General features: G+C 60.1%; 14 protein-coding genes. 2 read left to right on the top strand and 12 right to left on the bottom strand.

Translation table 11 applies throughout. The features are described 5' to 3' along the window. Positions 1 to 38: 38 nt before the first annotated feature. The 8 genes from DW754_RS07525 to DW754_RS07565 form a co-directional block, all read right to left on the bottom strand. On the bottom strand, positions 39 to 866 hold the full coding sequence (locus DW754_RS07525) for a PRD domain-containing protein (protein ID WP_117759246.1): 828 nt from the start codon (positions 864 to 866) through the stop codon (positions 39 to 41). A 45-nt stretch (positions 867 to 911) separates the two neighbouring features. Beyond that, positions 912 to 2,813 (bottom strand): FAD-dependent oxidoreductase, encoded by a 1,902-nt coding sequence (locus DW754_RS07530; RefSeq protein ID WP_117759244.1) that lies wholly within the window; start codon positions 2,811 to 2,813, stop codon positions 912 to 914. Continuing rightward, positions 2,814 to 5,093 (bottom strand): family 78 glycoside hydrolase catalytic domain, encoded by a 2,280-nt coding sequence (locus DW754_RS07535; protein WP_117759242.1) that lies wholly within the window; start codon positions 5,091 to 5,093, stop codon positions 2,814 to 2,816. Positions 5,094 to 5,175: 82 nt separating this feature from the next. Then, positions 5,176 to 6,852: a PTS transporter subunit EIIC gene (locus DW754_RS07540; protein WP_118072020.1), complete on the bottom strand. Its 1,677-nt coding sequence runs from the start codon at positions 6,850 to 6,852 to the stop codon at positions 5,176 to 5,178. 434 nt (positions 6,853 to 7,286) lie between these two features. Then, complete coding sequence (locus DW754_RS07550) at positions 7,287 to 8,714, bottom strand: arabinose isomerase (RefSeq protein WP_117759238.1); 1,428 nt, start codon at positions 8,712 to 8,714, stop codon at positions 7,287 to 7,289. A gap of 20 nt (positions 8,715 to 8,734) precedes the next feature. After that, entirely contained in the window at positions 8,735 to 9,565 is an 831-nt protein-coding gene (gene rhaD / locus DW754_RS07555; RefSeq protein ID WP_117759237.1) for a rhamnulose-1-phosphate aldolase, read from the bottom strand. A 199-nt stretch (positions 9,566 to 9,764) separates the two neighbouring features. Beyond that, a complete protein-coding gene (locus tag DW754_RS07560; protein ID WP_117759235.1) occupies positions 9,765 to 11,249 on the bottom strand; it encodes a rhamnulokinase family protein in 1,485 nt (494 codons plus the stop codon). A 220-nt stretch (positions 11,250 to 11,469) separates the two neighbouring features. After that, positions 11,470 to 12,120, bottom strand: coding sequence for an HAD family phosphatase (locus DW754_RS07565; RefSeq protein ID WP_117759233.1), 651 nt, complete (start codon positions 12,118 to 12,120; stop codon positions 11,470 to 11,472). Between the two features lie 173 nt (positions 12,121 to 12,293). On the opposite strand from DW754_RS07565, the gene DW754_RS07570 reads away from it, so the two are divergent. Next, the gene (locus DW754_RS07570; protein ID WP_117759231.1) at positions 12,294 to 13,172 is read left to right on the top strand and encodes an ATP-dependent sacrificial sulfur transferase LarE; all 879 of its coding nucleotides are present in this window, start codon (positions 12,294 to 12,296) and stop codon (positions 13,170 to 13,172) included. Between the two features lie 278 nt (positions 13,173 to 13,450). On the opposite strand, the gene DW754_RS07575 is transcribed toward DW754_RS07570, so the two are convergent. The 4 genes from DW754_RS07575 to DW754_RS07595 all read right to left on the bottom strand — a co-directional run bounded on the left by DW754_RS07575 (position 13,451) and on the right by DW754_RS07595 (position 18,072). Beyond that, the gene (locus DW754_RS07575) at positions 13,451 to 14,305 is read right to left on the bottom strand and encodes a Nif3-like dinuclear metal center hexameric protein (RefSeq protein WP_117759229.1); all 855 of its coding nucleotides are present in this window, start codon (positions 14,303 to 14,305) and stop codon (positions 13,451 to 13,453) included. A 113-nt stretch (positions 14,306 to 14,418) separates the two neighbouring features. After that, positions 14,419 to 15,849, bottom strand: a complete 1,431-nt coding sequence (locus tag DW754_RS07580) for a PTS transporter subunit EIIC (RefSeq protein WP_158561642.1) — start codon at positions 15,847 to 15,849, stop codon at positions 14,419 to 14,421. A gap of 303 nt (positions 15,850 to 16,152) precedes the next feature. After that, a complete protein-coding gene (locus tag DW754_RS07585) occupies positions 16,153 to 17,010 on the bottom strand; it encodes a PRD domain-containing protein (RefSeq protein WP_117759227.1) in 858 nt (285 codons plus the stop codon). A 411-nt stretch (positions 17,011 to 17,421) separates the two neighbouring features. Further along, positions 17,422 to 18,072 (bottom strand): HAD family phosphatase, encoded by a 651-nt coding sequence (locus tag DW754_RS07595; RefSeq protein ID WP_117759226.1) that lies wholly within the window; start codon positions 18,070 to 18,072, stop codon positions 17,422 to 17,424. Positions 18,073 to 18,359: 287 nt separating this feature from the next. On the opposite strand from DW754_RS07595, the gene DW754_RS07600 reads away from it, so the two are divergent. Further along, entirely contained in the window at positions 18,360 to 19,319 is a 960-nt protein-coding gene (locus tag DW754_RS07600) for a DNA/RNA non-specific endonuclease (protein ID WP_117759225.1), read from the top strand. Positions 19,320 to 19,342 lie beyond the last annotated feature (23 nt).

Below are 19,342 nucleotides of genomic sequence, written 5' to 3' on the forward strand. Positions count from 1 at the left end.
GGTCCCTTCCGGGAGGGGCCCATCCAAATAAAACGACCTTATCCTTCGATACTCGCCTTAAGTCGCTGAACATGCATCAGCAGGTAGAGCGTCTCGTTCTCGCTGCATTCCCAGCCGTGCTCGGAAATAAAGTAGGCGAGAATATCTGCCGTACAGGCATACGACTCCGGATACGTCTCCTTCATAACGGGAAGCATCGTTCCAAAGCCGGCATCCGCGTCCTCCCCCAGCTTGATACGGTCGAGCAAAAATCTCACATGCATCGCAAAGCGCGCATAGGTAAAAGACGAGGTATCGAGAGCTCCGATGTGCCGCACCACGATCTCTGTCAGGTCCTCAAGCACGCGCGTCGCCTCGATCGTAGCCTCCATGTTGCTCTGCTCGGACTCGCCGTCGATCAGGTGCAGAGCAATGTTGGTGACCTCGGCCTCGGGAAGCGCAACCCCCAGGCGGCTCTTTGCGAGCGTGAGCGCACGGCGGGCGACGGCGACCTCGCGCGGATACAGACGCATCACGTCAAACGAAAGCGGCGTCTCGATCACCACGCCCTGGCTCACGCGCTGGCAGGCAAAATTGATATGGTCGGCGAGCGTCACGGGCGCGTTGGGGTTGAACTCCGTGTCGAGCTTGGCGCTCGCGTAATCGACGATATCGGCCGCAAGCAGCAGCACATCGGACGGAATATCCTTGAGCGCGGCAACCGACGCCCCGCCCACGCCGTAGAACGTGCGCTCGACGATCGAAAGGTCCTTAAGCTCATAAGGGGGCCTGCGGTAGGCGATGCCCTTGCCAAAGACAACAAGGTCCTGCCCGTCGTCATCGCGGGCAAGCGCGCAGTTGTTGTTGATCTTCTTGAGGATCCACATCGCCTATCCTTCCTTTCTGACCCACTGTACAACCTAGCACATGTGCTAGATGGATGCCGCCGCAGAGTAGCCTTCAAACACGGCATCCTTGATGACGCGCGCCCGGCGGCAGTCACCCACAAGATACGTTTGGGGCACCACGCCCGCAAGGCCCTCGGCAAGCGCGGTGCGCGGCCGCACGCCCGCAGCGATCACCACGTTGTCGCAGGCGAGCACGCACTCGGCCCCATCGGGCCCGCTCACGCACACGCCCTCATCGCCGATCGAGGTGCAAGAAGTGTTGAGCAGCACCTCGATGGCCTTGCCCTGCCTGTCAAACATCTGGCGGAGCGCAATCCTAAAGAGTGAGTTGCCCTGCGCCGCGAGCGCAGACCCCATCTCGACCACCTTGACCTCGTGCCCTTGCTCGGCAAGCTCGAGCGCCAGCTCGGCACCGATCGTGCCGCCGCCGACGACCACCACGCGCGAGCCGAGGTCCTCCACATGCTCGATAGCCTGGGCAAACCCCATAACGACGGGCGCATCGACACCCGGAACGGAAGGCACAAACGACTCGGCGCCCACGGCGACGATGAGCGCATCGGGCGCCATCTCCTCCACAAAGACACGGTCCACCTCGCACCCAAAGCGCACGTCAAGCTCACCCGCGCGCTCGAGCCCGGCAATCTTGTGCTCGAGATAGTGCAAGTAGCGAGCGATATCCTCCTTGTGGGATTCCTGGGCGATAAGCCTCACATTGCCGCCCACGCGATCGGCGCGCTCCGCGAGCACCACCTTGTGACCGCGCGCGCAGGCTGTGATCGCCGCCATGCAGCCGGCAGGGCCGGCACCCACCACGAGTACGCGCTTCGAAACCTCCGCGGGCTCCACCGTGCGCGGAACAAAATCCTCGTTGGCAAAGCGCGGGTTCACGCTGCAGCCCACGTTCCAGCGGTCCGTCGAAATGTGGTAGCACTGCAGACAGCGCAGGCACGGCACGATATCCTCGGCACGGTCGTCGCGTGCCTTGGCGGGCCACAGGGGGTCGGCGGCCAGGGCGCGCGCGAGCGCCACCATGTCGCAGGCGCCCTCGGCGATGGCGCGCTCCGCCTCCTCGGGCGTCTCGACGGAGCCCACGAGCGTCACGGGGACATCGACTGCCGCCTTGACGGCACGGGCGAGCTCCAGGTTGAGCAGATGCGGGTCGAGGTTAGTTGCCGAAGTGTGCACGTTGGCCTCGTGCTCGATATCGAGCCCGCAGGAGACCTGAATGCTTGTCACGTAGCGCTGGGCCTCGCGGCAAAACGCGATGACGTCGTCAAGCTCTATGCCGCCCGGCATCCACTCGTCAGCCGAGATGCGCATCTCCATGGCGAAGCGCGGCCCCACGGCCTCGCGGCAGGCGCTCAGCACCTGCAAGGGAAAGCGCATGCGATTTTCGATGGAGCCGCCGTACCCATCCGTGCGGTGGTTGAACAGCGGGCTTAAAAACTGCCCCATGAGCCAGCCGTGCCCAAAGTGCAAAAACACCATGTCAAAGCCCGCGCGGCGCGCATCAACGCACGCCTGCACCCAACATGCGGCCGTATGCTCCATCATGGCGGGCGTCATGGCGCGCACCTCGATGCCATCGGCGCGCACAAAGCCGTCTGGTCCCATGGCGTAGTCCACGGTGCGCGCATACTGACCCGCATGCGCAAGCTCGATACTTGCCGCCGCACCACCCGCGCGCGCCATGCGGGCGCGGGCCACCGTGGACTCGCGCTCGTACTTGGAGAATGCATACGGCTCATCGGCGCTCATCCACGACGAGCGCCCGGGCTCCACAATGGTGTGCCCGCAGATCACGACACCGGCGCCACCGCGGCAGCGATCCTCGTAATGCTCGCTCATGGGGTTTGCGACGATACGGTTCTGCACAAGCGTGTCGCCCAGCTTAATGGGAGAAAACAGATGTGGGTAGCTCATCTAGCAGCCCCCTTTCTCTTCAGAAACGACCATGACGGTAAGCGTGCCCTCTGTCTTTGACGAGAGGACCTCCGAGCCCCAGGGGGACTCGATGGCCGTCTCGACGCCCTCGGGCACCTCGACGGCAACCGTGACCGCGCCGTCCGCGCGCTTCCACTCCACGCGTGCCGCGCCCTTGCAGGTCTTCCACGTACAGGCAAAACTGTCCGTGGCGTGCGAAAGGTAGGGCTTGACCGTGAGCTTGTCGCAGCCCTGCGCGTCGCGCGCAACTAAAAGGCCACCCAGACCCTCGTAGAACCACTGGTCGTAGCTCGAGAACATGGCATGGTCGCACGAGGCCAAAGGATCGTCGAACATCTCGATAAGCGCCCCGTTGCCGTCGGCGAGCATTCCGAGTAGGCTCGGGTTCTCCTCGCGCAGCAGCCAGCGCTCAAGAAGCTCGCTGTAGCCATACTCCGCAAGCAGCCTAAAGGCAAACGAGGTACCGAAGATGCCCGTGGTGAGCACGCCACCTTCGGCCTTGATCGCACGCACCAGTGCGCCCACCAGCTCCGACTGGTCGCCCAGGCCGAGCTCCGCGGCAAACGCCCAAGACGTCTGGGTCCCGTCGCCAAACGATCCGTTCTCGTGCTTAAAGCGATCGATGATCCGGGGCCGCAGCTCTGCGGCGGCCGCAGCAAAGCGCTCGACATCGCAGCCTAAGCGCTCCCCCGCCTCGCACACAAGGCCGAGCGCCCAAAGGATTGCGCACCAGCCCACAAACTCCTTGTCGGGGCTGCCGCTCGAGAAGCCCTGCGCAATCAGGCTGCCGTGGTCGCCCAGGCAGTGCGGAGCGAGCTCTGCCGCATCAAAGCCGAGCAGGTAGTCGCCAAAGCGCTCGATGCCCGCCCACTCCCGCTCGAGCAGGTCGCGTCGCCCGCAGACACGATCTGCAACAAGCGCCAGATACGGGTAGGCGATCTGCCATATAAGCGGCCCCTCGCCATAGGCGGGCCCGTTGGAGCCGATACCCATGAACGGCGCCGTCTCGGGAAGGCCGCCTCGCTCCGTCTGATCGCGTGCAAAATCCGCAAGCGTCTTGTCGATGAGGCCCGCGACGTTAAACGAGAACGTCTGGGACGCGGCGAGGGCCACCATATCGCCGCCGTAGCCAAAGCGCTCGCGCGCGCAGTCCTCAAACAGGCCGTGGTTGTTGTTGAGCTTGGTGCGGATCGCAGCCTCGTGCAGCCGCTCAAAGCGCTCGCAGCCCAGCTCAAGCTTACCCACCTGCGCAAGGTCCGTATGCACATAGGTCGCCACCGCCTCGACGATGTCGGCAGCAGACGCGCCCGTCACGCTCACGTATCGGAACGAATGCCAGCAGAAGCGGTTCTCAAACTCGTTGACGCCCTCGTGGCAGAGCACCGAGTCGTGCTGCTCGGCCGGCTCGGGAGCGTCGGGACCGCCGGGACACACGCCGCGCGGAGTCTCCATGCCGGCATAGCCCGCAACCGCCGTCCCTGTATAAGGGCCGCCATCGCGCCAGGTCTCGGAATAGAGAAGCTCGATGCGCGCACCCGCGTGAGCCGCCACGCGCATACGCAAAAATCCGGCGACGACCTCGCCAAAGTCGACAACCGTCGCCCCCTCGTGCTCAAAGATCCGCACGGGCGCAATGCTTCCCGCGCGCACGCACGGGGCGACCGGCGTGAGCTCGACCGAGCGAGTATCGTCATATACCGTCACAGGGCACGGGCCTGCCGCGGGAGCACCCCCGCGCAGGTCAAACACCTCGCCCAGATACACGTTATTGAACAGGAGGTCGCCCTCGCGCACACTCCACGAGGCATCGGTGGCAACGAGCACCTTGCCCTCGCCGTCGACGAGCCGTGCGGCCACGCGGGGCGTGCCGACCTCGGTCAGGCGCTCGCGCAGGTTGTACTTGCCAAACAGGCGTAAGGGCGAGGGGTTAAAAAATCCGTTGCCGAGCTCGATCTGGATCTCGTTTTCACCCTCATGCAAAAGGCCCGCCACGTCGACCTTGTGCGCATAGACCTTTTTGGTAAAGTTGGTCCACCATCCGAGAAGCTCGGAGCCATCCGCGCGCTTACCGTTGATGCGCACGCGCGCATAGCCCAGCACCGCCAGCTCGAGCTCGGCCCGTGCGGGCACGCTTTCAAGCTCAAACGACCCCATGACCACATGGTTTCGATATGTTTCGCCAAAAAAAGCCGACTCGGGCTCGTAGCAAAACGGCGCGCCTGCGATCCAGCGCGCCCCGTCCAATAACGTATGCTCCATCCTGACCTCTCAAGAGATAAACAGAATGGCGGCCCGCCACGTGGAACCGCCATTCTGGCTGGGGTGTAATCTGTACCGACGATTATTTGTCGGCGCGCTTCTTGCCCAGGTAGCTACCGTCGTCGTGATAGGTCGCCATGGTAAAGACAAAGGCAACGACCATGATCACGGCAAGGGTGCCCAGGTAGAACACGATATTGCTCGTGTCGGCGCCCGAGGGATCCATAAAGGTGGGGATACCGAAGAGACCGGCGCTGCCCATGCTGAAGGCGTGGACGTTAAGCGCACCCATAACCAGGCCGGCTGCTGCGCTGAAGACGATGTTCTGAATAAAGAGGAACTTGCTGGGGAGCTGGATACCGTAGAGCAGCGGCTCGCCTACGCCAAAGAACTGCGAGATGGTGGCCGGGATGGCAACGTTGCGGGTCTTGTCGCTCTTGGTGCGCAGGATCACGGCCAGGCCCTGGGAGACGCCCACGAAGCCGCCGATGGAACCGGCTGCCATGAGCGGGTCGTAACCGAGCATAGCGATGTTGTTGAGCATGATGGGGATGATGGCCCAGTGCAGACCGAACATAACGAGCGTGGAGAACGCACCACCCACGACGAGACCGACCACAGCGCCGCCCACGACGGGGATGTTGATGAGGGTCTCGGTGATGAGGGTGAGGACGCCCGAAATCATGGAGGCCACGGGGCCGATCACAAGGTAGGTCGCGGGAGCCATGATGGCAAAGCAGAGGAACGGCACGGCCATGGAGCGGATGAGCTGCGGGACGGCCTTGTTGAGCGCGCCCTCGAGCTTAGAGGCGGCCCACACGGCGATAAGGATGGGGATAGCGCTCGAAGTGTAGCCGGCCGCCGGGAAGATGACGGGAATGCCGAAGAAGGTGTTGTAGTAGCTCATCTGGAAGGCGGTGCCCTCGAGGATGGTGCCTGCGACCTCGGCCGTGGAGCTCAGGTTGACCATGGCCGGATACACGAGCGCCGCGCCGAGCGCCATGCCCAGAAACTCGTTGCAGCCGAACTTCTTGGCCGCAGTGTAGCCCAAGATGATGGGCAGGAAGTAGAAGAAGCCGTCGGCAATGGAGTACCAGATCATGTAGGCACCGCTATCGGCGGTGAGCCAGCCCATGGCAATGCAGAGGGCGAGCAGGCCCTTGATCATACCTGCGGCAGCGAGGGGCATAAGCGTAGGCGCCATACAGCCCGACACCGTGTCCATCAGCATGTTAAAGACGTTGCGGCTCTTCTCGTCCTCGTCCTCGGCCGCATCGTCCTCAGCGACCGTGCCCACGCCCGGGACCTTGTACTCGCTCACGAGCTCCTCGTAGACATCGTCCACGGCAGCGCCGATAACGACCTGGTACTGGCCGCCGGCCTTCATGACCTGGATGACGCCGTCAAGGTTGCTGATCGTCTCGTCCTGGGCGATCTTCTCGTCTTTGAGCGTAAAACGCAGCCTCGTGATGCAGCGGCGCACGTTCTTGATATTTTCGATACCGCCGACCCCTTTGAGGATCTCGCCGGCGAGTTCATGGTACTGACCCATGTGCTTACCCTTTCCGTGGATAAACGTACATTTGAGGACCGAGGACGTGAGCTTGGCGCTCTCCACGCCCGCTAGGGCGCAGATCTCGCTGAGCTTCACGGCGCTTGCGTCTTTGACCCTGATCTGCACGCCGCCGTCAAGCTCGATCACCGAGCTCACGTTCGTGTCGCCGCCGACCAGGGCTTTGATGGTCTCGAGAACATCCATCGCAAACCGCCTCTCCTTAGGTCCCAATCCATAGGGCCGCTGCCGTGCACTGCATCGACCTCAAGAATAGCTGCACAAAAAAGACCGAGCCAGAGGACTCCTAGAGCCTCTGACCCGGTCATGCTTCCAAATGGAATAACAATCCCACTGACACCTTGTCTCCGGCGCAGCTTTTCTTTCTGGCTACACTATAGCCATTGCGATGAAACGTTTCAAATGACGTACCGGCAAACGGTGGCTTTTACGCGGCAAACGGTTGAAACCCGTCGTTCCCCTTCAAAAAAAATGGCCATTTCTGTTGATAAGAGGCCATTTTGGGCCTACTTAACGACAAAAATGGCCATTTTTGTTGGCTGGGCAGCTAAGGCTGCTGTGCGCAAGTGGACCTCCCGCATCAAAACAGGCGGGAGGTCCACCCAGCTGTGGCTATTAATCTAGCGGCAGACGATCTCGACGGGCACATTCAAAATCTTGGCGACCTTAAGAATCGTGTCGGTCTGGCTGCCCAGGCAGGCGGCCATGTGGTGAGTCGGGCCCGTCTCGTTCCAGCGATCCATGAACTCACGGGCGCCGATCGAGAACTTCATACGCATGTTGGTGTCACCGAAGGTAAAGATCGGGCCGTCGACGTTCTCGCCCTCGGCAACCACAAACTTGAAGTTGCCGTCGCCGTCCTGCGTGATGCCCAGGAAGGTGATGGTGCCGTGGCCGGGATAGAACTGGGTGAGGTAGCCGCCGCCGGTCTTGCCGTGGAACACGGGGACGACCTTGAGCGTCGGCTTCTTGGCGGTCGAGATGTCGGCATCGCCAGAGCCGGAGTGGCCGATGATGACGATGTCCTCGGGGAAGTCGATGGAGTACATCTCGGAAAGCTGGCCGGTGCCAGAGATGGTCTTAAGGATGCTCATGGCGATGGCGACCTTCATATCGCCCTCGACCGCGCAGCTCGTGCCCTGCTTGATGAGCATGGAGAACGCCGGAATGAGCATGGAGTCGAGCACGCCGGCCTGACCCTTGGCATAGCCATCGTAGTGGCTGGCGACCAGACCGATCTCCTCGTCCTTGACCCACTGCTCAAAGGCAACGACGTACTTGGCCATCTCCTGGATGGGCTCGTCGCTCACCTTGGCGCCGCCCTCGACGTCGAAGGTGTCGAGAATCTCGGCAGCCTTGGCGTCCACGGCGGCCTGGTCATCGATGTTGTCGGCGATGGCCCACATCTTCTCCCAGTCAAACTGCTTGGTGTAGAGACCCAGACGGTTGTAGAGGTTGGTTTCGTCGATGTAGAGGTCCATCATGCCCGGGTACGGACGGCCGATCTGGGCGATGGTGGTGCGACGCAGGCGACGACGCACCTGGGCGGCGCGGCACCACTGCTCGAGCTGCTCGGCCACAGCCGGGTCGCCGCCCTCGACAACGCCGGTCACAACAGCATGACGCTTGCCGGCACGGTTAAGGTCGGCCACGACCTCGCCGGGGGCGCCGCAGGCGTACAGGTCGCCCAGCCACGTGGGGATGTCGGTGTTAGCGTAGTCGGGCTGGGCCTTCTTCTGCACATTGACCACGACGACGGGCACATCCAGGTCGCGCACGACCGGCAACACGTTGTAGCTCGTGGCATAGGTGAGCATCTGCAGGATGACCAGGTCGACGTCCTCGGCGCGGAACTTGTCGCCAGCGACCTGGGCCTGCTCCTTGGTGGTCACCATGCCGCCGTCAACAAGCTCGACTGTCGTGGGCAGCGTGGCCTTAAAGTCCTCGTACTGCTGCTCGAAGTTGGGAACGAGCTGCGGAAACTGCGGAAGATAGGCACCGAGGGTGATAGAAAAGACGCCAACCTTGGCCTTGGTGTTAACGAGCATCTATATCCACCTTTCTTGCGCTAGTCAACAAATGCTTCGTTGATCTTGATACCAAAGTCGCGGCAGGTGTTCTTGAGGCCCTCGTCGCAAATCTTGTTGAGGAAGTCATCCGAACCACCGTTGGCAGCACGTGCGGCCAGGTAAATCTCGGCGGCCTTCTCGACGGTGTGCGCCAGGCCAAAGGTCGTATCGAAGTCAGGGCCGGCGGCAAACAGACCGTGGTGGGCCCAGACGATGGTGTCGTAGGTCTTCATGAGCTCGGAGCTCGCCTCGGCGATGGCCGGGCCACCCGGGACCATCCAGGGCACCACGCCCACGCCGGTCGGGAAGACGACGACGCACTCGGTCATCATCTGCCACAGGATGCGGGTGAAGGCACGGTCCTCCAGCGGCACCACAAAGGACATCTCGATGATGCCGGGGGTGTGGGCATGGTAAATCACGCGGTCGGCGCCATCGGTACGGGCGGCGGCGACACAGTGGTTCATGTAGTGGCTCTCGAACTCGCTGGTCGGACGGGCGCCGTTGGCAAGGCCCCACACAATGCGGAAGGCGTCACCGGTCTCGTTGATCTCGACGATGCCGATGTTGGCATGCGGACTCTCGAGAACATTGCGCATGTACTTACCCGAGCCGGTGCTCACAAAGTACTGGCCAGCAAGATTCTCACCGCGCACGCCCATCTTGACCCACTCGCGAGGCTCCTCAAAGAACGGCTTGGCCTCGGCGACCTCCTTGTCGGTCATACGGTAAGTGAGGTTGCCGCCGTTGCGCTCATGCCAGCCCTGCTTAAAGCCGTCATCGCACAAGCGGCAGAAGCCCTTGATAAACGCCAGATCTTCCATTGCCATTGTTTGTCTCCTCTCCGGGACCCGCAGGTCCAATTGAAAAACGTAGCAAGCCGATTGACGTCGGCGCGGAGTATGGTTTCGTGTAGGGCCTCCGCGCCGTATGTCATCGGAGAGAGCCGCTCGCGCCCGGCAGGAGTCGTTTGCCGCACGCGGGGCTGGGGGTAGTTGAAAGGTGAGTCGGGGCAGGCCCTGCCCTCGTTTAGGCCTGGGTGCCCTTGGGGTCGATGCGCTTGACATTGAAGGAGCGGGCAACGCAGGCACGGGCATCGGCCAGGTCGGCAAAATCGCCGCCGGCGATCATCTGAACGATAAAGTTGCCGATGCAGGTACCTTCGATGGGGCCGGCGAACACGGGGAGCCCGCAGGTATCGGCCGTCATCTGGTTGAGGTAGTAATCCTGGCAGCCGCCGCCCACGATGTTGATGCTCGTGTAGTCGTGGCCCGAAAGCTCACGCAAGCCCTCGATGGCCTTGGCATACGAGCGCGAAAGGCTGCAGTAGTTGGTACGCATGATCTCGCCCACGGTGTGCGGGATCGGCTCGCCGCCCTCGGCACAGGCCTGCTTAATCTCCTGGATCATGGAGTCGGGGGCCAGGAAACGGTCGTCGTCGACATCGACATACGCCTCGAAGGGCTCAGCCTCGCGGCAGAGCGTACGGAGCTCGTCAAAGCCAACCTTATGATCCATGAGAGCCTTGTGCGAGGTCTTGCCCTCGACATAGTCTACGCCGTTGATCTCGCGACGGACGGACTGGTTCATCCACAAGCCCATGATGTTCTTGAGGAAGCGATAGCGCTTGAGGTAGCCGCCCTCATTGGTAAAGTTCTGCTTGCGGGCGAACTCGCTGGTGATAGCGTGCTGGTTCTCAACGCCCAGCAGGCTCCACGTTCCGCTCGAGATGTAGACGGCGTTGTCATCCTTGGCGGGAACGGCCAGGAAGGCAGAGCCAGTGTCGTGCGTGGCAGGCAGCACCACGGTCGCGGAGTAACCGATCTTCTCGGAGATGTCGGCCGTGAGCTCGCCGAGCACGGCGCCGGGCATGGTCGGATCCAGGAAGATGCTCTGGGGAATACCAAAGCGCGAAAGGATCTCGGTGTCCCACGTGCACTTCTCGGCGTCGAGCATGCCGGTAGTGCTCGCGTTGGTGTACTCGTTGGCCTTGATGCCGGTCAGACGCCAGTTGAGATAGTCGGGGATCATCAAGAAGGTACGAGCTGCCTCGAGCTGCTCGGGATGCTCGTTCTTGAGGGCGAGCAGCTGATAGAGCGTGTTGAAAGGCTGACGCTGAATGCCGGTGCGGGCATAGACCTCGGCCGGATCCATAATTTGGTCGGCAACTTCGTAGATGCCGTCAGTGCGGGCATCGCGGTAGGCGACCGTATCACCGACGATCTTGTTGTGCTCATCGAGCAGCACGAAATCAACACCCCAGGTATCGATTCCGATGGTGGCCGGAGCCTGTCCGGTCTGATCCTTGACGGCGCGCAGGCCTGCGACAACATGGTCGAACAGAGCCTCAACGTCCCAGCAGTCGTGGCCGTCTACGCGCTTTTGCTCGTTATCGAAGCGGTAGACCTCCTGGTAGGACATCTTGCCGTCCTCGATCCAGCCGGCAAGAACGCGACCGCTCGAGGCACCGATATCGACCGCTGCGTACTGCTTGGACTCGATGCGACTCTCCATGTGCTCTCCCCTTATTGAAGCGCTTCATTTACAGTTTTCATTATTATTTGAACCGTTTCAATTTCAATATGAGTCAACTTTAGTCCGGCGAGCGGTTGTTATCAATCGGTAAGCGGTAGTTTTTGGGTTAAAAACTCTTCTAAACAAAAGGATGCGGCCACCCACACTTAGCGGTTGGCCGCATCCTTAAAATGCTATTGAAATGATTCACATGCGAACGCTAACACACGGCCTTGACCGCCGCCGTCAGATCGAACAGCGTATCGAGCACAGCCTCGCAGCCATCCACCACGTCCTGCGGCAGCGGCACGATGTCGGGAACGGCAAAGACGTGGCAGCCGGCCGTGATACCCGAGACGCAGCCGTTGCGCGAATCCTCGACCACGGCGCACTCCTCGGGAGCAAAGCCCGCGCGCTCGCAGGCGAGCAGGTACATCTCGGGGTCGGGCTTGCCGTGCGCGACGTCCTCGCCGCAGGTCACCGTCTCAAACTTGTCAAAGAGGCCGACCGTCTTAAGGTTGCGCTCGGCGGTAACGTGGCGCGACGACGTCGCGAGGCCCACGTGATAGCCCGCAGCCAGCAGCTCGCCTAGGCACTCGGCAGCGCCAGCCTTAAGCTCCAGATCGGTCTTGACCATCTCGTCGCGAATCTCCTTATGGCGACGATAGATTGCCTCAGCGGTTTCGCTGCTGTCGTAATGCTCCTCAAGGATGCGCATGACATCGGGCAGCGTACGACCGATAAACTGATGGATCAGCGCATCATCAATCGCGAATCCCAGCTCGGCCGCGCCCGCCTTCCACGCCTTGATACCCAAACGCTCGGTGTCGACCAGCGTTCCGTCCATGTCAAAAATAACGGCCTTGATCATATCGGTCCCCCATCTCTTCGCGCTGCTGTACTCCCGCAACTTTACCGCACCTGTAAACTTGTATATAACGTATATAGCATATTGCACTTTCGTTACATAGATAGAAGTCTTATGACAAGCGGCTCGGTAGGATTATAGTTTTCGACCGAGTACTCAACGGCAAGGATCGATTCATGCTTTCAGACACCACCGCACCTGCAGAGGGGCTTCAGGACAAACTCACAGCGCTCGAGCAGCTGCTTTTGGCATACGGACGCGTCGCCATCGGCTTTTCCGGTGGCGTCGACAGCAGCTTTTTGGCCGCAGTCTGCGCCCGCATCATGCCCGCCAGCACGCTTCTCGTTCACCTCACCACGCCGCTCATCGGCACGCCCGAGCAGGCTTCGTTTGAGCGGGCGATTGACGGGCAGGCCGATGAGGGGCCGCATTTTAAGCTCCCCGTGCTCAACCTCTCGGTCGATCAACTGCAGCTCCCCCAGGTAGCCTGCAACGACGCCGACCGCTGCTACCACTGCAAGCGCGCCGGCTTTACCGCCATCGTCAACCACGCCAGGTCGCTGGGCTTTCCCACCGTCATCGACGGCAGCAACGCAAGCGACCGCAGCGACTACCGCCCCGGCATGCGCGCCGCCCAGGAGCTCGGCGTGCGCTCGCCGCTTATGGAGGTCGGCTTTACCAAGGACGAAGAGCGCGAGCTGCTGCGCGCCTGGGGCTATCCCGTCTGGAACCTGCCGGCAGGAGCCTGTCTGGCCACGCGCGTCCCCACGGGCGAGGAGCTCACACGCGAGAAGGTCGATGTGATTCGCGCCTGCGAGGACTACCTGCACGACCTTGGCCTGGACCAGGTCCGCGCGCGCTTGGTCGGCGGCTGCATGCATATCGAGGCCGCGCCGGCAGACGTTGCCAAGATTGCCGCCCTCGGCAACACCGCGGTCAACGACGGGGGCAAGGCCCCGCTTCCCGCCGCCATCGAATCTGCCCTGCACAACCTAGGCTGCGGCCATATCTCCCCCGAGGTCACCCCCTACATCCACGGCAACATGAACCTTTAGGTTACGCCGTTTTACAAACGGCGTAACCGCTCGGCGCTGCGCAGGCCCCGGGCACGGCAAACTGACGTTCAACTTCACGGGCGCGACCAAAAGGTCAGCGCCCGCTTGTTTCACGCCACCTTGCCGCACCCGGAACCTGCTCGCTCGCTTATGCTCAACCTGAACTACATAAATTGTCGCCAACCTGCCAAAAAGGGACAGGTTTATTTTGGCAGGTTTTATCTGGGGAAACGCAGACAAGGCCGCGACACCTATATGGCGTCGCGGCCCTGTTCTATTTATGCCAGCACGTACTGATACGTATCTCCCATGGGGACAAAAGTAACCAGCAGACCTGCGCCAGCGTCCCCGAGCGCGGCGGGCAGCCATTTCGCCATATACTCCATGCCCGGCTCCTCGCCATTAAAGTGACCCATATGGATTGCGCATTTTCCCTGACCGAGCATTGCGGCGTCGCGGATGTACTCGCTCACCGTAAAGTCGATAAACTCCATGGTCAAAATGCAATCGATGCCTTCGGAGTCGATATGGGCAATCTCGTCGTTATCTCGCCCCATGATGTGCATTGGAATCTCGACATTGCGGACGAGCGCGTCACCGTCGCCGATCAAGCGCGTCCCGTTTAATCCAAGCTTGTGTACGAGCGCCTGCGCAAGATCGCGGGCCGGCGTTGGCTCAATGCGGTACCTCATGAATGTCTCGTCTACCGCGGAGCCAAGCCAGTCCATCTTGACCGCGAATCCGTAAAAGATGCCGTCGACCATCGAACCGTCCGAGGCGAGCGGCACACCCGAGTGGATATAGTCATGGCAACGCCAGACCGCGCCACCCCATTCGTCAAGCAAAGCGCACTTTGCCTCAAAGGTCTTGTTCCCCGCAACCACTTCACGGCGGTCTCCGTGGTTCCAGAACAGTGCCTCGTGAGGAACAATCAGGTTAGCGCCAAGCTCCTTGGCACGACGAATCACCTCCGCCGTAGCCCAAATGCATGTAACTATTCCGGTACATTGCTGATCGATGTCGCCGTAAAGCACCTGATCGCGCGTCGTCGCAAGCTCGATGGGCTTCCCGGCAAAAGCATCAATGCCGTCACAGTAGTCCTGGATAGCTTGAATAGCCTCGCTGATAAGCATATGTAACAATAATCCCTTCGACATAATGTGCGGGGGGCAACATACATACCGCCCTGCAGAATCATCTTTAGACGGCACATTTTGAACTAGACCGCCTGTCTACGACCGCTTTTCTAGCGCTCGGAAATCGGACCGTTCTCGAGCTCATCCTCACTAAAGCCAAAGAACCAAGCCACAGCAAAGCTTACGACAAAGCCAGCCGCCGAAGCGATGACGGCACTGATCAGGTTCTCGTTGCCGCCGCCAACAAACGTCATATTATTGAGCACGTTGGAGGCAGCACCGGCGAGGTAAGCATTGACATGCAAGGCGAGCGCCACGGCACCGGCGACAAACGAACCCGCCATGCAGGCAACGAACAGTTTACGATAGCGGAACATCATGCCATAGATGAACGGCTCGCCGACGCCTCCGATGAGCTGGGCGACAACATACCCGGCACATTGGCTCTTTTCCTCCTTGTTACGGAGTTTGAGCCATGTCGCAATCTCCGCTCCATAGGCAGCCCACAGCGCAACCGTAGGGGCGACCAGAATAAAGCTGTCAGAGCCCGTCAACATAAAGTTTGCAATGGCAATCATGATGACCGCAACATGCATGCCCGTAATGACCATGGGCAACCAAATTGCTGCAAGCAAGCCGCCACCAATAATCGCCACGATACCTCCCTCGGCACCGAGGAACTCAAAGACAACCGCCAAACCGTTACCGCACCAAGAACCAAGAGGAGCAAGCAGGCAAAGCGCAAAGGGGACAGTCAGGGCAAGCGTGCAAAGCGGCGTAAAGACCGTGGTGAGCGAATCGGGCATGTGCTTGCGCAAGAACTTCTCGAACACGGACATCAACGCAACCGTGAGCAGAATGGGAATAACCGTCTGCGCATAGTTTGCAGGCACGCAAGGGATGCCATAAACGCTAAAGGCTTTTCCCTCGGCTGCCATTTGCATAAACGTCGGTTCGATAAGCACACCGCCCATAAAAGCGCCGTACATGGGCGTGGCGCCAATGTTCTTGGCAGCCGTAAAGCCCAAGAAGATCGGAATGAAATAGAACGTCACGTTGTAGAGCATATTGAGCAGGACATAAAGATCGCTCGTATCCGCAATGAGATTGAGCATCGTTGGCCCGAGTACGACGGCAACGGTTTTGAACATGCCCGACGCGAGCAGCAATGGAATCATCGGAACCATGGAGCCCGAGAGGTAGTTAAGAATCGCATTGCCAACGGCTGCCGGGGTAAGCGGTGTTTTGACTCCACTTGCGTCGAGGTTCTCGTCGATGCTCTCCTGCTTGGCCAAGCCGCTCATCTTGATGAGCTCGTCATATACCTTAGGCACGTTTTGCCCAATAATCACCTGGAACTGCCCGCCAGATATTTGAGCGCCGATGACGCCGTTAATTTTTTTAACAGCGTTAATGTCGGGCAACTCCATATCCTTAAGGTTAAAACGCAGACGCGTCATGCAGTGGGCTGCAAAGGTGATGTTGTCTTTGCCACCCAGCGCCTCGAGCACATCGGCTGCGATCTTCTTATTGTCAGCCATATCATCTTCCCTTTCGAACGATCCGGTTCCTCCCTCGCTGCGCGCGCGAGGAGACAAAGCGGACGGTGGCCCGTCGCCCGCACGGAAGTATTCGATTGTTGAGGGAAACGGCGTAAAGACAAAAGCTCCAAAACGAGACATCGACAGGTCGCTCTGTCTTTACGTCACGCTTCGGAAGCTCAGCTCTCGAATAACACCTTATGTCGCGCTAAGGGTATCAGCTTCACCATGCGAACGGCGGCCTCATGATGCCCAAAAGTCTGCGAACGGTACGCTTTCTTTGATGAACGGCATAGAAAGCGCCTATTTGTCGGCTGGCACCTTGCCCGTTACGTTGCCGGCATAGACCCGATTAACATGGAGCATGAGATACACCTTCTCCTCGGGCACGATGGAGGCATGATACGTTTCCTCGATAACTTCTGCCATTTTGTCAACACAAGCCGCTATAGCCGGGTGCTCCTCACAGAGAGGACGATAGAGCGCCGCATTATCGGTATTAAGCGGCTCCCCGGTGCGGACGCGCTCTAACAAGTAGCGTACATGAGTGTCATAGCGTGCATAGTCAAAAGCATCGCGGTCAACGGCGATAGCAAGATCTTTCTCGATGATCGCTACGAGCTTTTCGATCAGGCGTTCCTCGCGGCGGACGTCGTTTGACTTCGCCTTACTAGAACTTGCCATAACGCTGTTAACGATGCAGAGTGCGATGCCCGCCCTCTCCCCGCGTGGCATAGATATGCCGAATTCGCGCTCTATGCCAGCATGGGCAAGCATCGCGATCTTAAATTCAATGGGATATTGCTGTTGAACGTCACAAGAAAGCGGCATCTGAACAAACATGTGCTCACGGCAGCGCTTGATGGCAAAACTAATGTGGTCGGCGAGCGTAAAAGGAAGGTTCGCCGACAGCTCGCGCGAAATGTTGGTGCGCGCGACATCGGCAATCTGCGCACTAAACTCCATTACCTTGGGATCGATCTCGTTAAGAAGTGGCAGATAGCGCGCATCAACGTTGTAAAACGTGCGCTCAATCTGCGCAAGCGAAACCTCATCGGGGCCGTCAGGAAAACCAATGCCTTTCCCCAGTGCCACAAGCTCGGTTCCCTTATCGTTGACAAGCAAGGCGGCATTGTGATTAATGCGCTTAACGACCCTCATGATGCCTCCGAAAATAGGCGCAGCCGAAGGGCAAGCGCAATGAATTCTAGTTAAGATGGTTCGCCTCGATTATTCCACGCAACGTCACGCGAAACAAGCAAACCCGAGCCCCCGCAACCTACTAAAAAAGGGACAGGTTTATTTTGGCAGATTTTTATCGGGGAAAACGCGAAGAGGGACACGCCATATCACCGTTGTGGGCAGAGCGGCATTCATGCAGCTCGCTCTGCGCATACCTGACATCCACAAGACCCTCGCCCCGTATCCCGATATTAAAATTGAGTTCATTGGCGCCGGAGAGTAGAATACCGCATCCGACGGCTACGGCATCGGCAGCCAGATTGCCGAGCGCGTCAGCACCCGGGCAAGCAGCCACGCCAAAGCTACCGTCATCGACCTCGGCACATACCTTTAGCGCACGGCCTTGACCGCGGCCGGCAGATCGAACAGCGTGTCGAGCACGGCCTCGCAGCCATCTACCACGTCCTGCGGCAGCGGCAAGATATCGGGCGCGGCAAAGACATGGCAGCCGGCCGTGATGCCTGAGACGCAGCCATTGCGTGAGTCCTCGACCACGGCACATTCCTCGGGAGCAAAGCCCGCGCGCTCGCAGGCGAGCAGGTAGATCTCGGGATTGGGCTTGCCGTTCAGAGTATCCTCGTTGCAGGTCACCGTTTCAAACTTGTCAAAGAGGCCGACCGTCTTAAGGTTGCGCTCGGCCGCAACGCGACGCGACGACGTCGCAAGGCCCACGTGATAGCCCGCAGCCAGCAGTTCGTCCAGGCACTCGGCAGCGCCAGCCTTAAGCTCAAGATCGGTCTTGACCATCTCGTCGAGAGCATCCCTGTAGCGGGCTTCGACCGTCTCGACGATTTCGCGGCTGCCATAATGCTCCTCAAGGATGTCCCTGACATCGGGCATCGAGCGACCGATAAACTGATGGACCAGCGCATCGTCAATCGCGATCCCCAGCTCGGCAGCGCCCACCTTCCATGCCCTCATGTCCAAACGCTCGGTGTCGACCAGCGTTCCGTCCATGTCAAAAATGACAGCCTTGATCATATCGGCCCCCTTCGCCGGCTTGCGTTACCGCAACCCCATCCCACTTTGCAACTTGTATATAACGTATATATCATATCGCGACAACCTGCTGAAAAGGGCCAGGTTTATTTTGGCAGGTTTTATCTGGGGAAACGCCGAATAGCTCCATATGCACAACCGTCGCAGCTCCATATGAGGCAAATGAATCAGTAACGTCTATCCCAAATCTTGAGTATTTGTTCGATAGAACGGCCCCTGCCGGCACCTGCTAGACTGGTAGATTCCCAACCATCTAGCCAGGAGCCGCAATGTCGCGCAAGTCCGCCTACAAGCAAGTACTTTCCATCGGCACCGCCGTGGTGCTGGGCTTTGCGCTGTTTACGGGATCGCTCGACGGGGCGCCCAAGCTGCTCTCGCCGCAAAGCGATGAGCAGGCGGCGGCTCTAGCCGAGAAGCAAAGCGAGAGCCCCAACCGCACCGACGACGAAGCGGACTTGGTCGCCCGGCTCGAATCGGGAACAGCGAGCTCCGAGGACTCCGGCGATGGCTCCGAATCCGCCACGACCGGCACCGCTGACGATGCCTCTTCGAACGCCACCCCCGTCGACGAAGTGGAAAACCCCGACCTCAACCGCGCCCGCGGCGTATATCTCAGCAGCATTCCCGACTACGCCGGCAACCCCTACGTTGCCCTCCGCGCCGACGGCACGCATCCGCTCGGCACGCCGTCGTTCACGCTCGATGAATACGAACGGGCCACCGAAGAGGGCTGCTTTAAGAAGTTCTCTAAACTCGACAGCCTGGGCCGTACCCGCAAAGCGCTCGCCTGCATAGGACCCGAATCGCTCGGCCAAGGCAAGCGCGGCGACATCTCGCGCATCCATCCCGCCGGTTGGCACCAGCAGCGCTACGACTTTATTCCAGGCCAGAGCCTCTACAACCGCTGTCACCTTATCGCCTGGTCGCTCTGCGGCGAAAACGCCAACCGCAAAAATCTCCTCACCGGTACTCGCTATCTCAACGAGACAGGCATGTTGCCCTTCGAAGAGCAGATTCTCGGCTACATCCACGACACGGGCAACCACGTGCTCTATCGCGTCACACCCATGTATAACGAAGAGGAACTTGTCTGCCGTGGCGTGCGCCTTGAGGCACAGTCGGTCGAGGACCACGGCAAAACGCTGTGCTTCCACGTGTACTGCTACAACCTGCAACCGCATGTGCAGATTGACTACGCCACCGGCCGCAACCAGGCCTCGGGGGACTAGCCCTAACCACGACAAGAACCGAT

The organism is Collinsella sp. AM29-10AC, from assembly GCF_003469085.1.
Classification (GTDB): domain Bacteria; phylum Actinomycetota; class Coriobacteriia; order Coriobacteriales; family Coriobacteriaceae; genus Collinsella.

Coding starts and splice junctions, on each gene's coding strand:
- DW754_RS07525 (WP_117759246.1), bottom strand. CDS start 866: ATGTGGATCCTCAAGAAGATCAACAACAACTGCGCGCTTGCCCGCGAT.
- DW754_RS07530 (WP_117759244.1), bottom strand. CDS start 2,813: ATGAGCTACCCACATCTGTTTTCTCCCATTAAGCTGGGCGACACGCTT.
- DW754_RS07535 (WP_117759242.1), bottom strand. CDS start 5,093: ATGGAGCATACGTTATTGGACGGGGCGCGCTGGATCGCAGGCGCGCCG.
- DW754_RS07540 (WP_118072020.1), bottom strand. CDS start 6,852: ATGGATGTTCTCGAGACCATCAAAGCCCTGGTCGGCGGCGACACGAAC.
- DW754_RS07550 (WP_117759238.1), bottom strand. CDS start 8,714: ATGCTCGTTAACACCAAGGCCAAGGTTGGCGTCTTTTCTATCACCCTC.
- rhaD (WP_117759237.1), bottom strand. CDS start 9,565: ATGGCAATGGAAGATCTGGCGTTTATCAAGGGCTTCTGCCGCTTGTGC.
- DW754_RS07560 (WP_117759235.1), bottom strand. CDS start 11,249: ATGGAGAGTCGCATCGAGTCCAAGCAGTACGCAGCGGTCGATATCGGT.
- DW754_RS07565 (WP_117759233.1), bottom strand. CDS start 12,120: ATGATCAAGGCCGTTATTTTTGACATGGACGGAACGCTGGTCGACACC.
- DW754_RS07570 (WP_117759231.1), top strand. CDS start 12,294: ATGCTTTCAGACACCACCGCACCTGCAGAGGGGCTTCAGGACAAACTC.
- DW754_RS07575 (WP_117759229.1), bottom strand. CDS start 14,305: ATGCTTATCAGCGAGGCTATTCAAGCTATCCAGGACTACTGTGACGGC.
- DW754_RS07580 (WP_158561642.1), bottom strand. CDS start 15,849: ATGGCTGACAATAAGAAGATCGCAGCCGATGTGCTCGAGGCGCTGGGT.
- DW754_RS07585 (WP_117759227.1), bottom strand. CDS start 17,010: ATGAGGGTCGTTAAGCGCATTAATCACAATGCCGCCTTGCTTGTCAAC.
- DW754_RS07595 (WP_117759226.1), bottom strand. CDS start 18,072: ATGATCAAGGCTGTCATTTTTGACATGGACGGAACGCTGGTCGACACC.
- DW754_RS07600 (WP_117759225.1), top strand. CDS start 18,360: ATGTCGCGCAAGTCCGCCTACAAGCAAGTACTTTCCATCGGCACCGCC.